General features: G+C 45.4%; 11 protein-coding genes. 2 read left to right on the top strand and 9 right to left on the bottom strand.

Features of this window, described 5'->3' with window-relative positions:
• Positions 1-108 precede the first annotated feature (108 nt).
• The 8 genes from sucD to sdhC all read right to left on the bottom strand — a co-directional run bounded on the left by sucD (position 109) and on the right by sdhC (position 9,724).
• Positions 109-981: a succinate--CoA ligase subunit alpha gene (sucD, locus tag AB4484_RS13315; protein ID WP_004734209.1), complete on the bottom strand. Its 873-nt coding sequence runs from the start codon at positions 979-981 to the stop codon at positions 109-111.
• Positions 981-2,147, bottom strand: coding sequence for an ADP-forming succinate--CoA ligase subunit beta (sucC, locus tag AB4484_RS13320; protein ID WP_010436793.1), 1,167 nt, complete (start codon positions 2,145-2,147; stop codon positions 981-983). Before sucC ends, sucD begins: the two co-directional genes overlap by 1 nt.
• 206 nt (positions 2,148-2,353) lie before the next feature.
• Positions 2,354-3,562: a 2-oxoglutarate dehydrogenase complex dihydrolipoyllysine-residue succinyltransferase gene (gene odhB / locus AB4484_RS13325; RefSeq protein ID WP_017056410.1), complete on the bottom strand. Its 1,209-nt coding sequence runs from the start codon at positions 3,560-3,562 to the stop codon at positions 2,354-2,356.
• 21 nt (positions 3,563-3,583) lie between these two features.
• Entirely contained in the window at positions 3,584-6,400 is a 2,817-nt protein-coding gene (sucA, locus tag AB4484_RS13330) for a 2-oxoglutarate dehydrogenase E1 component (protein ID WP_017061946.1), read from the bottom strand.
• Positions 6,401-6,497: 97 nt separating this feature from the next.
• Entirely contained in the window at positions 6,498-7,211 is a 714-nt protein-coding gene (locus AB4484_RS13335; protein ID WP_010436773.1) for a succinate dehydrogenase iron-sulfur subunit, read from the bottom strand.
• A gap of 12 nt (positions 7,212-7,223) precedes the next feature.
• On the bottom strand, positions 7,224-8,990 hold the full coding sequence (gene sdhA, locus AB4484_RS13340; protein WP_372078640.1) for a succinate dehydrogenase flavoprotein subunit: 1,767 nt from the start codon (positions 8,988-8,990) through the stop codon (positions 7,224-7,226).
• On the bottom strand, positions 8,991-9,338 hold the full coding sequence (sdhD, locus tag AB4484_RS13345) for a succinate dehydrogenase, hydrophobic membrane anchor protein (RefSeq protein WP_010436768.1): 348 nt from the start codon (positions 9,336-9,338) through the stop codon (positions 8,991-8,993).
• Positions 9,332-9,724, bottom strand: coding sequence for a succinate dehydrogenase cytochrome b556 subunit (gene sdhC / locus AB4484_RS13350; RefSeq protein ID WP_017061948.1), 393 nt, complete (start codon positions 9,722-9,724; stop codon positions 9,332-9,334). The genes sdhD and sdhC overlap by 7 nt, the downstream gene beginning before the upstream one ends.
• Before the next feature lie 417 nt (positions 9,725-10,141).
• On the opposite strand from sdhC, the gene AB4484_RS13355 reads away from it, so the two are divergent.
• The gene (locus AB4484_RS13355; protein ID WP_048617859.1) at positions 10,142-11,431 is read left to right on the top strand and encodes a citrate synthase; all 1,290 of its coding nucleotides are present in this window, start codon (positions 10,142-10,144) and stop codon (positions 11,429-11,431) included.
• Positions 11,432-11,965: 534 nt separating this feature from the next.
• On the opposite strand, the gene AB4484_RS13360 is transcribed toward AB4484_RS13355, so the two are convergent.
• Entirely contained in the window at positions 11,966-12,724 is a 759-nt protein-coding gene (locus tag AB4484_RS13360; protein WP_372078642.1) for a Nif3-like dinuclear metal center hexameric protein, read from the bottom strand.
• 90 nt (positions 12,725-12,814) lie between these two features.
• Between AB4484_RS13360 and AB4484_RS13365 the strand changes: the two genes are divergently transcribed.
• Positions 12,815-13,573 (top strand): DUF1853 family protein, encoded by a 759-nt coding sequence (locus AB4484_RS13365; RefSeq protein WP_372078644.1) that lies wholly within the window; start codon positions 12,815-12,817, stop codon positions 13,571-13,573.
• Positions 13,574-13,652 lie beyond the last annotated feature (79 nt).

Genomic DNA, 13,652 nt, shown 5'->3' on the forward strand with positions numbered 1-13,652 from the left:
CGTATCTCGTATCTCGTATCCCGAGAACATAAAAAAGGCTTGGTCAGTGACCAAGCCTTTTTAATATCGTTCAGTTAACTTCTATCTCAATCGATAAAAGCCAGCTGATTACCAACCCGTGATTTCACGTAGGCCTTTACCGATGTCAGCAAGAGACTTAACAGTCTTAACGCCTGCTGCTTCTAGTGCTGCGAACTTATCTTCAGCAGTACCTTTACCGCCAGAGATGATTGCGCCTGCGTGGCCCATACGCTTGCCCGGAGGAGCAGTAACACCAGCGATGTAAGATACAACTGGCTTAGTTACGTTTGCTTTGATGAACTCAGCAGCTTCTTCTTCCGCAGTACCACCGATTTCACCAATCATTACGATTGCTTCAGTTTCTGGGTCTTCTTGGAAAAGTTTTAGGATATCAATGAAGTTTGAACCTGGGATAGGGTCACCACCGATACCAACACATGTAGACTGACCAAAGCCTTCATCTGTTGTTTGCTTAACTGCTTCGTATGTCAGAGTACCTGAACGAGATACGATACCTACTTTACCCTTCTTGTGGATATGACCAGGCATGATACCAATCTTACACTCGTCTGGAGTGATAAGACCTGGACAGTTAGGACCGATCATGCGAACGCCAGTTTCTTCTAGCTTCACTTTAACGTCGATCATATCTGTTGTAGGGATACCTTCAGTGATCGTTACGATCAGTTCGATACCTGCATCAATCGCTTCTAGGATTGCATCTTTACAGAAAGGAGCTGGTACGTAGATAACTGTTGCTGTTGCGCCAGTTACTTCTACCGCTTCACGTACTGTGTTGAATACTGGAAGGCCTAGGTGAGTTTGACCACCTTTACCAGGTGAAACACCACCAACCATTTGCGTACCGTATGCGATAGCTTGGTCTGAGTGGAATGTACCTTGACCGCCAGTGAAACCCTGACAGATTACTTTAGTGTCTTTGTTAATTAATACAGACATTATTTAGCCTCCGCAGCAGCAACAACTTTCTGAGCAGCATCTGTTAGAGATTCAGCTGCAATGATATCAACATCAGAATTAGCAAGTACTTCGCGACCTAGGTCTGCGTTTGTACCTTCTAGACGAACAACTACAGGAACTGTTACGCCGACTTCTTTAACTGCACCGATAATACCTTCAGCGATCATGTCACAACGAACGATGCCACCGAAAATGTTTACGAGTACTGCTTTAACATTGTCATCAGAAAGGATGATCTTGAATGCTTCAGCTACACGCTCTTTTGTCGCGCCGCCGCCTACATCAAGGAAGTTTGCTGGCTTGCCGCCGTGTAGGTTTACGATATCCATCGTACCCATAGCAAGGCCTGCACCGTTAACCATACAGCCAACGTTACCATCTAGTGCTACGTAGTTCAGTTCCCACTGTGCTGCGTGAGCTTCGCGCTCGTCTTCTTGTGAAGGATCGTGCATTTCACGAAGTTTTGGCTGACGGTACATTGCGTTTGAGTCAATGTTGATCTTGCCGTCAAGACAAAGCAGGTTGCCTTCGCCAGTAATTACAAGCGGGTTGATTTCTAGTAGAGCTAGGTCGTACTGAGAGAACATTTGGCCAAGACCCATGAAGATCTTAACGAACTGTTTGATTTGATCGCCAACTAGACCAAGTTTGAACGCCAGTTCACGGCCTTGGTAAGCTTGAGGGCCCACTAGAGGATCGATCGCTGATTGGTGAATCAACTCTGGAGTTTCTTCAGCGATTTTCTCAATGTCCACACCGCCTTCAGTTGACGCCATGAATACAATTTTACGCGTTGCACGGTCAACAACAGCACCTAGGTAAAGTTCATTAGCAATGTTTGATGCTTCTTCAACTAGGATCTTTGTTACAGGCTGACCATTAGCGTCTGTTTGGTAAGTCACTAGGTTTTTACCTAGCCACTTTTGTGCAAACTCTTTAACGCCTTCTTTGGTGTCATGTAGCTCTACACCGCCCGCTTTACCGCGACCACCAGCGTGTACTTGACACTTAACGACTTTCTTGGCTGTACTGATACGACCTGCAGCTTCGAAAGCTTCTTGTGCAGTATCACATGCGAAACCTTCTGGTACAGGCAAACCGAATTCTGCAAACAGCTGTTTGGCTTGGTATTCATGCAAATTCATTTTGATATTCCGTTTATTTTCCCTTAAGGGATTATTATTTCCATAACGACACAGTTTCCTGTGTTACGTCTGTAGGGTCTTCTCAAATCAACTGCTGTCCATTTTCTAATGGCTTTACAGTTCAATTGAAGGCCAGACGTTGAGCAGCCTAGCCTTTGAAACTTTTTACGTCTAGCTAACGGGGTTAACTAGACGTTTTAGCGATACTAAACGTCTAATAGCAGACGTGCAGGATCTTCTAGAAGCTCTTTGATGGTCACTAGGAAGCCAACTGATTCACGGCCATCGATTAGACGGTGGTCGTAAGAAAGCGCTAGGTACATCATTGGTAGAATCTCTACCTTGCCATCAACAGCCATTGGACGGTCTTGGATTTTGTGCATACCCAAAATTGCCGCTTGAGGCGGGTTGATGATTGGCGTAGACATTAGAGAACCAAATACACCACCGTTTGTGATAGTGAAGTTACCGCCCATCAGTTCATCAACAGTTAGCTTGCCGTCACGGCCTTTGATTGCTAGTTCTTTGATGCCTTTTTCGATATCAGCGAAACCTAGTGTGTCACAGTCTTTCAGTACTGGAGTCACTAGACCACGTGGCGTAGATACCGCCATGCTGATGTCGAAGTAGTTGTGGTAAACGATATCTGTACCATCGATAGAAGCGTTAACTTCAGGGAAACGCTTCAGTGCTTCTGTTACTGCTTTCACGTAGAAAGACATGAAACCAAGACGCGTATCGTGACGCTTCTCGAATTGGTCTTTGTACTGCTTACGAAGGTCCATGATTGGCTTCATGTTCACTTCGTTGAAAGTAGTCAGCATTGCTGTGCTGTTTTTCGCTTCTAGAAGACGGTTTGCAACTGTCTTACGTAGGCGAGTCATAGGCACGCGTTTTTGGCTGCGAGCCGCTGCTGGCGCTTCAACTGCTGGTGCAGATGCTGCTGCCGGAGCCGCTTTCGCTGCTGCTAGATGTGCGTCGATGTCTTCACGAGTAATACGACCACCAACACCAGTGCCTTTAACGTCAGCTGGTTGTAGGTTGTGCTCAGCAAGCAGGCGACGAACAGCTGGGCTTAGTGCGTCGTTGTTCTCTTCTGTTAGCGCCGCTTTATGGCGCTTGTCAGGAGATGCTTCTGTATCTTCAGTGGTGTCTTTCGTTGGTTCACCAGCGACAGCACCCGGCTTGATTTTAGCCAGAAGCTGCTTAGAAAGTACCGTAGCACCCTCTTCTTCGATGATAGCTTCCAGAACACCCGCTTCAGGAGCCGGTACTTCTAGAACTACTTTATCTGTTTCGATATCTACAATGACTTCATCACGTGCAACCGCTTCGCCCGGTTTTTTGTGCCAAGTAGCAACTGTTGCATCAGCCACAGATTCAGGTAAATCTGGAACCAGAATTTCAATTGTCATGTGCGTATTTTCCTTTTACTTCTAGTTCTTAAGTAGGGTCAAAGCGTCGTCAACTAACGCTTTTTGTTGTTTCAAGTGTACCGACATATAGCCAACAGCTGGTGATGCTGATGCAGGACGACCTGCGTATTGAATATCAGCACCTACTGGGATAGCAGCTCGGAAATTATGTTGGCTACTGTACCAAGCACCTTGGTTTTGTGGCTCTTCTTGACACCAAACGTAATCGACTACATTTGTGTATTGTGCGATGGCAGCTCTCACGTCTTCATAAGGGAACGGGTAAAGTTGCTCAATACGTACAATAGCGACATCGTCTTGCTCGTTCTTACGTCTTTGGTCAAGCAGGTCAAAGTAAACCTTACCTGAACAGAACACGACGCGTTTTACGTTCTCAGGAGCCAGGTCATCAATTTCTGCGATAGCTGGTTGGAACGTGCCTTCTGCCAAATCTTCAAGAGAAGAAGTACACAGAGGGTGACGAAGCAATGACTTAGGTGACATTACAATCAGTGGACGACGCATTGGTCGAACAACCTGACGGCGAATCATGTGGTAAACCTGTGCTGGTGTTGAAGGAACAACAACCTGCATGTTTTGTTCAGCACATAACTGAAGGTAACGCTCAAGACGTGCAGAAGAGTGCTCTGGGCCTTGGCCTTCATAACCGTGAGGAAGCAGCATAGTTAGACCACATAGACGTGCCCACTTTTGCTCACCTGATGAAATGAATTGGTCGATAACAACTTGTGCACCGTTTGCGAAGTCACCAAATTGTGCTTCCCAAAGGGTTAGACCGCTTGGCTCTGCTGTTGCATAACCATACTCAAATGCGAGTACCGCTTCTTCAGATAACACCGAGTCAAACACTTGGAATGGCCCTTGTTTATCATGAATGTTCGCAAGAGGAACATACGTGCTTGCATCTGATTGATTGTGCAGTACTGAGTGACGGTGGAAGAACGTACCACGACCTGAATCTTGGCCTGAGATACGAATACGCTTACCGTCGTCAACAAGTGTTGCGTAAGCCAGAGTTTCAGCCATACCCCAATCGACTTGTTTCTCACCATTCACCATGGCAGTACGATCGTTGTACAGTTTATTTACTCGGCTTTGCAGCTTGTGGCTGTCTGGGTATTGGCAAAGTTTGGTACCAAGCTCTTTCAGGCGCTCGATATCAATCTTGTTATCCCATTCGATGTTCCAGTCGTGACCTAGGTAAGGAGACCAGTCTACTGAGTGAAGTGCCATTGGACGCCACTCTTTAACCACAACTTCACCGTGATCAAGTGCATCACGATATTCGTTAACTAGCTGAGTTGCTGTATCAATACCAAACTCACCGCGCTCCATTAGCACGTCAGCGTAAAGCTTACGTGGTGTTGGGTGCTTCTTGATTTTTTGGTACATCAAAGGCTGTGTTGCATTCGGCTCATCGGCTTCATTGTGACCGTGGCGACGGTAACAAACCAAATCAATAACAACATCACGCTTAAACGTATTACGGTAATCCAATGCAAGACGCGCAACGAACGCAACCGCTTCTGGATCATCAGAGTTAACGTGGAAAATCGGAGCCTGAACCATCTTCGCGATATCGGTACAGTACATCGTAGAGCGTGTATCGCGAGGGTTAGACGTTGTAAAACCAACTTGGTTGTTTACAACGATACGAACCGTACCACCAACACAGAAACCACGCGCTTGAGACATGTTAAACGTCTCTTGTACTACACCCTGACCAGCGATAGCTGAGTCACCATGGATAGTAATTGGAAGTACACGGCTACCATCATTATCACCAAGGCGATCTTGACGTGCACGTACTGAACCGATAACTACCGGGTTTACGATTTCTAAGTGAGATGGGTTAAATGCTAGTGCTAAGTGAACGTTGCCGCCTGGCGTTGCGAAGTCCGCAGAGAAGCCTTGGTGGTATTTCACATCACCAGTACCCCACGTGTCATCGTGCTTGCCCGCAAACTCGTCAAACAGGTCTTGTGGCTTTTTACCAAGCACGTTGACCAACATGTTTAGACGACCACGGTGAGCCATACCAACAACAACTTCACGCATGCCTTGTCCGCCAGCATGACGAATAATTTCTTTCGTCATTGGGATAAGAGCATCACCACCTTCCAACGAGAAGCGTTTTGCGCCTGGGAATTTTGCACCAAGATAGCGCTCAAGACCTTCAGCAGCAGTTAGCTCTTCTAGGAAAGCTTGCTTTTCTTCTTTATTGAAAGAGGGTTGACCAGATACAGACTCTAAACGTTGTTGGATCCAACGCTTTTGCTCTGTATTTGTCATGTGCATGTATTCAGCACCAATAGAGCCACAATACGTTTGCTTTAGAGATTTGTAGAGATCTTTAAGCACCATCGTCTCTTGGCCAATGGCGTAAGAGCCGACGTTAAACGTCTCATTGAGGTCATCTTCGGTAAGAGTGTGGAAAGAAGGGTCCAGTTCATCAACTGTCGCTCTTTTCCATAAACCTAGGGGGTCTAGATTTGCTGCTTGATGCCCTCGGAATCGATAGGCATTAATAAGTTGCAGAACCTTTACTTGTTTCGCATCGACATCTGGATCACTAACTTGGACACTGTAATGCTTTGTTTCTTGAGCGAGTCGACGGAAGTATTCACGAACACGAGAGTGTGGTTGTTCCACTGTCTCTGAAGCTTGCACAGGCAGTTCTTCAAAAACACTTCTCCATTCGTCACTTACCGAATCTGGGTCACTTAGATACAGTTCATAGAGTTCTTCTACGTACGTTGCATTGGCGCCAGCCAAGTGTGAAGACTCGAGCCATGCCTTCATCACGCCGTTGTGCATATTTTCCCTTAACCAGTAGTTTTCACGTTTGCTGCGGTCTATGCCGAGCTATTAAAAGGCCGCCCCAAAACTTCTAGGGCGGCAATTTTTATATAACTTAAACCGAACGATTCACTAGCATGGTCTTGATGTGACCAATCGCTTTCGTCGGATTTAATCCCTTAGGACAAACACTTACACAATTCATGATGCCATGGCAACGAAAAACGCTAAATGCATCATCAAGATCGGACAAACGTTCGTCTGTCGCTGTATCTCGGCTATCAATTAGCCAACGGTACGCTGCAAGCAGGCCTGCTGGTCCGATGAATTTGTCAGGGTTCCACCAGAACGATGGGCATGACGTTGTACAACATGCACACATGATACATTCGTACAATCCATCTAAATGAGCACGCTCATCAGGGCTTTGTAAGTTTTCGCGTGCCGGTGGCACATTGCCATCAGACACTAAGAATGGCTTCACTTTTTCGTAGTTATCGTAGAACTGAGTCATGTCTACAATCAGGTCACGAACAACGGGTAAGCCAGGCAGTGGGCGAATCACAATCTTGTCTTGGCCAGAAAGCGCAGACAATGGCGTGATACACGCTAGGCCATTCTTACCGTTCATGTTCAAACCATCCGAGCCACATACACCTTCACGGCATGAGCGACGGAATGAGATTGTTGGATCTTGCTCTTTCAACAGAATAAGCGCGTCCAAAAGCATCATGTCTGAACCTTCATCCACTTCTAGAGTGTATTCCTTCATGTAAGGCTTCTGGTCGACATCTGGATTGTAACGGTATAAAGAGAAATTCAGTTTCATGGTCATATCTCCTTAGTACGTACGTGCTTTTGGTGGGAACGCTTCACGATGGATAGGTTCCATGTTTACACCACGTTTAGTCATGCTCTCTGACTCTGGGTTGTAAAGTGAGTGGCATAGCCATTGCTCATCATCACGGTCAGGGAAATCGAATCGAGCGTGTGCGCCACGGCTCTCTGTACGGAAGTTTGCAGCAACAGCCGTTGCGAATGCCGTTTCCATCAAGTTTTCAAGCTCTAGACACTCAATACGCTGAGTGTTGAACTCTGTAGACTTATCAGATAGGTGTGCATTCTTCAGACGCTCGCGAATCGCTTTAAGCTCTTCTAGGCCTTCAGCCATTGCTTTACCTTCACGGAATACCGAGAAGTTATTCTGCATACATTGCTGAAGATCTTTACGAATTTGCGCTGGATCTTCGCCATTTGTACTGTTTTCCCAACGGTTGTAACGCTCTAGTGAACGTTCAATGTCAGCTTCAGTTGCAGGTTTCGCTTCGTCTTGCTTCTTCAGTGTCTCACCTAGGTGTAGACCTGTCGCACGACCAAATACCACTAAATCAAGTAGTGAGTTACCACCTAGACGGTTAGCACCATGTACTGATACTGATGCGATTTCACCACAAGCAAATAGACCTTGGATTTCAACATCGCTGCCGTCTTCAGTTTGCTTAATAGCTTGACCAGAAACTTGTGTTGGCACACCACCCATCATGTAGTGACATGTCGGGATTACTGGGATTGGCTCTTTCACTGGATCAACGTGAGCAAAGGTACGAGAAAGTTCACATACACCAGGAAGACGAGATTCAAGTGTCTCTTTACCTAGGTGATCAAGCTTAAGCTTGATGTGTGGACCCCAAGGGCCATCGCAACCGCGACCTTCGCGAATTTCAACCATCATTGAACGAGCAACAACATCACGACCCGCTAAGTCTTTAGCGTTTGGTGCGTAACGTTCCATGAAGCGTTCACCGTCTTTATTGAGAAGGTAACCACCTTCACCGCGACAACCTTCCGTTACCAATACACCTGCACCAGCGATACCCGTTGGGTGGAACTGCCACATTTCGATGTCTTGCATAGGAACGCCAGCACGAATCGCCATACCAACACCGTCACCAGTATTAATGTGAGCATTGGTTGTTGATGCGTAGATACGACCAGCACCACCGGTAGCAAGGATTGTTGCCTTCGCTTTGAAGTAGCAAACCTCACCGGTTTCCATACAAAGCGCAGTAGTACCTAAGATTGCACCATCTTCGTTCTTAACAAGATCCAGTGCATACCACTCAGAGAAAACGGTCGTTTTGTGTTTAATGTTTTGTTGGTAAAGCGTGTGAAGCAGAGCGTGACCAGTACGGTCGGCTGCAGCTGCGGTACGAGCCGCTTGCTCACCACCAAAGTTTTTAGATTGACCACCGAAAGGACGCTGGTAAATAGTACCGTTCTCAAAACGAGAGAAAGGTAGGCCCATTTTTTCAAGTTCGATTACCGACTCAGGACCGTTTTTACACATGTATTCGATAGCGTCTTGGTCACCGATGTAATCAGAACCTTTTACTGTGTCATACATGTGTTGTTCCCAATGGTCTTCATGCGCGTTACCAAGAGCAACAGTGATGCCGCCTTGCGCTGAAACCGTATGAGAACGAGTAGGGAAAACTTTAGAAAGCAATGCACAAGAAAGGCCTTGCTCAGAAATTTGCAGTGCGGCACGCATACCTGCACCACCAGCGCCGATCACTACGGCATCAAACTCACGAACAGGAATAGTCACTTACGCACCCCACAAAATAAACAGACCAGAGAAGAAATATCCAAGAAGAACTGCAACAACACCGACTTGAAGACCAACACGCAGTTTTGCGCATTTGATGTAGTCAGTTAGTACTTGCCATAGGCCGATCCACGCGTGAACCAAAACAGAAGTAAGCGCTAACATGGTGAAGACTTTAGTGAAGGTTCCACCAAAGAATTGCGTCCAAGATGCGTAAGAGATATCACCAGAGAAAGCACAGAAGCTGACTAGGTAGATAGTGTAAAGCGTCATAATGATGGCAGTTGCACGAATCAATAGATAATCGTGGACACCATTACGACCAAAAGTAGAAACGTTGTTTACCATACTAAGATCCCCGCTAGTAGAGACAATACCGCTGTTGCTGCGAATGCAACCTTAGCGCTCTTAGCGCCAGATTCCAGCTCTTCAAAGTGACCAAGGTCCATAAGAAGGTGACGAATACCACCAGCAATGTGGTAAGCCAAAGCGGTTAAAATGCCCCACAGAATAAACTTCACGAAGAAACCATCGACAATGTCGCTAGCTTCGGCAAAGCCTACTGGGGATGAGAGGGAAATGGATAGTAACCAAAGCAAAATTCCAATCGCGACAAAAGTTATCACCCCAGACACACGGTGTAGGATGGAAGCTATTGCTGTGATTGGAAAGTGGATGGTCTGTAAATCTAAATTAACAGGTCTTGTCTTTCTTTCTTTCACGGGCTTGCTCACTCAGCTCCATTGAGCATTATGGTCATTAAATAACCTTATGATATTGTTATGGACAAAATTTGATTGCAAACCTTCAAAATTTAACATTAACTTAACAAATAACTGAAGTTGAGCCTTAGATAATTGTAAAATAATTGTTAACTGCTCGATTAAGAAAGACACCTCACATTTCTTCTTAGCCTTGCATTTATAAGGTTTTAACCAAACTTTTCAGCGCCACTATACGGCTGGCAACATTCTAATACAATTGATGTAACAAATAATGCTACACAGACCAGATTTTTAACGAATTTAATGTAAAAAACACTAACAAGTGCACACAAAGCTTCAGAAAAATTGACTTTCCCACGTAAGACCAGTAAAAAAATGGCACATAAACATCCTGGACAGATTAAATAATAAACAAAGGAGATTGTTATGGCGGATAAGAAAGCTACCCTTCACATTGAAGGTCAAGCGCCAATCGAGCTGCCGATTACAGAAGGTGTACTTGGTACTCCAGTGATCGATGTTCGTACACTAGGTTCTAATGGTTTTTTCACTTTTGACCCTGGTTTTCTTGCCACTGCATCCTGTGAGTCTCAAATCACTTTTATTGACGGTGGAAAAGGCATTCTTTTACATCGTGGTTATCCAATTGATCAACTTGCCAATAACGCTGATTATTTAGAAGTATGTTACATACTTCTTTACGGTGAAGCCCCATCTCGAACTGAGTACGAAAAGTTCAAGACTACCGTGACACGTCACACTATGGTGCATGAGCAAATCGCTAGTTTCTTCCACGGCTTCCGTCGTGACGCTCACCCTATGGCTGTAATGTGTGGTGTTGTAGGCGCTCTAGCGGCGTTCTACCACGACTCACTTGATGTCAACAACGATACACACCGTGAAATTGCGGCATACCGCCTGATTTCAAAAATGCCAACACTGGCTGCAATGTGTTACAAATATTCAATCGGTCAGCCGTTTATCTACCCACGTAACGACCTAGGCTACGCAGAAAACTTCTTACACATGATGTTTGCAAACCCATGTGAAGAGTATGAAGTGAACCCTATCGTTGCTCGTGCAATGGATAAAATCTTTACTCTACATGCTGACCACGAACAGAACGCTTCTACGTCTACAGTGCGTCTTGCTGGTTCATCTGGTGCTAACCCGTTTGCGTGTATCGCAGCAGGTATCGCATCACTTTGGGGCCCAGCTCACGGCGGTGCAAACGAAGCTTGTCTGCGCATGCTTGAAGAGATCGGTAGCGTAGATAACATTGAAGAATACGTTGCGAAAGCAAAAGACAAAGATGACCCATTCCGTTTGATGGGCTTCGGTCACCGTGTTTACAAGAACTACGATCCACGTGCAACAGTAATGCGCGAAGCGTGTCACGAAGTACTTAAAGAGCTAAACATCCAAGATCCACTACTAGACGTAGCGATGGAACTTGAGCGTATCGCTCTTTCTGATGAGTACTTTGTTTCTAAGAAACTATACCCGAACGTAGATTTCTACTCAGGTATCATTCTCAAAGCAATCGGTATTCCAGTATCTATGTTTACTGTAATCTTCGCGATGTCTCGTACCATCGGTTGGATTGCGCACTGGAACGAAATGCACAGCGATCCGACGAACCGTATCGGTCGTCCTCGTCAGCTGTATACTGGTGAAGAACAACGTGACTTTAAAGCACTTCACGAACGTGAATAGTTGCTATAAATCATAATGTTAAAAGGGGTTGATGTGAGAACATCAACCCCTTTTCTTTTATATGCCCTTAACTCCGTCATCCTCAAGAGTGAGGGACGAGCGAGTTGGGGATCTCATTAATTGTATCGACAAGCTTTCAGAGATTCCCTACTCCTTCCTCCGTCAGTCTAGGGAATGACAGTACTTATAGAGCGAAACAATGTCGTCATCCTCAAGAGCGAGGAACGAGCGAGTTGGGGATCTCATTAATTGTATCGACAAGCTTTCAGAGATTCCCTACTCCTTACTTCGTCAGTCTAGGAAATGACGAATTACTTATGAACTCTCTAAGTAGAGTCCATTAGAGTTCTAATTAGCCCGCCTAATCGAAGGATACAAATTTATAGTTACTCGTCATCCTCAAGAACGAGGGACGAGTGACTTGGGGATCTCATTTAATTTATAGAGAACCTTAAGAGATTCCCTACTCCCTCCTTCGTCAGTCTAGGGAATGACGAATACTATTTACTCGTATCCCTCATCTCGCAACTTCTCTTATACCGGATTATCGATATCAATAAACTCAACATCCAAGCCATGCTCTTTCGCTAACCATTCACCTAGCGCTTTTACACCGTAGCGCTCAGTCGCATGGTGGCCAGCAGCAAAATAATGAATGTCTTGCTCGCGTGCTGAGTAAGTAGTGCGCTCTGAAATTTCACCAGAGATAAAAGCATCAATACCTTGAGAAGCCGCTAGCTCAATGTAGTCTTGACCACCACCAGTACACCAACCGACGGTCGTAATCATTTTGTCTTGGTTTTCTGGAGCGATATGCAGCGGTTTACGATTTAGAACTTGATCGATTTTTGCTGCAAATTCAGTACCTGTCATTGGTGTTTTTAATTTACCAAACATAGCAACCGATTGTGGGTGCCCTTCCAAATCGCCTTCGACTTCTATCTCAAGTAACTCCGCCAATTTTGCGTTGTTGCCAAGTTCAGGGTGGATATCAAGCGGCAAGTGATAACCTAAAAGGTTGATGTCATTTTTAATCAGGGTACGAATGCGCTTACCCTTCATGCCACGAATCGCTTCTGACTCGCCTTTCCAGAAAAAGCCATGATGGACTAACAAAGCGTCGGCGTTTAGTTCTACCGCTTTATCAATCAAGGCTTGAGAAGCTGTCACACCAGTAACGATGCGCTTAACTTCTGCTGCACCTTCAACTTGAAGACCATTAGGACAGTAATCTTTAATCTGCTGTGGCTGCAGTTTTTCGTTAAGTAGCTTTTCTAATTGTAAGTTATTCATTTTTCTTTCCAGCTTACCTTTATAATAACGTCGTTATATCAATTTACGGGTAGAATGTCGAAAGCCCCACGATGAGTTTATGAGGAAGAGATGACAGCACTGCAACGTTTTTACCAATGGGTTATCAACTCACCGCCATTACTAGAAATCAAGCCACCGATTTCGGATCTCAGTGCATTCTCTAGCCACTATGCCATCGACTCATCACATACTTATGATGGTAATCCTAGATTAGGCTTCCTCTACCAGCATCTATGTGAACAAGTGATCACTGCCTCACCGAATTACTCGATAAAGCACGACGAGATTCAGATCAATGTGGAAGGCAGAACTCTTGGTGCAATCGACTTTATTCTTGAAGAAGAAAGCAGCCAAAAGCTGGAACATTGGGAAGTGGCGATTAAATTTTATCTACTCCATGAACAAACATGGTTTGGCCCCAACTCTCACGACCAATTAGATAAGAAACTCGACAGGATGCTCAGCCACCAACTCGAAATGTCCTCTTCTGCCGCCTTTGTTGAGCAATATCCAGAAATCGATGTCGACTCAAAGCACTTACTGATGCAAGGCCGTCTATACACCAACCCATTCTTAGAGCAAAACGTACCGACAAAATGCTTGGGCTATGACATCAACTCGAGCCAAGTTAACGGCTTTTGGTGCTATCAAGACCAAGCTCATCTAATCACTGAAGCGCTCTACCCTCTCACCAAAGAGCAATGGGCAGCTGGTACGGATAATTTCACCTGTGAACCTATCACCGAGTTCGGTGATCGCTTCGTCCATGGGCAAACAAAGTCGGGGCAATTCTGGTTTGTGATGCCGCAAAGCTGGCCACACGGTTAGTCGTCTGAGCTAACTCAGTTACCTTTCCCAATTATACGAAACCAACACAAATAAAAAGGGTTGATGCTTTCACATCAAC

The organism is Vibrio sp. 10N.261.46.A3 (assembly GCF_041472995.1).
Lineage (GTDB): Bacteria > Pseudomonadota > Gammaproteobacteria > Enterobacterales > Vibrionaceae > Vibrio > Vibrio coralliirubri.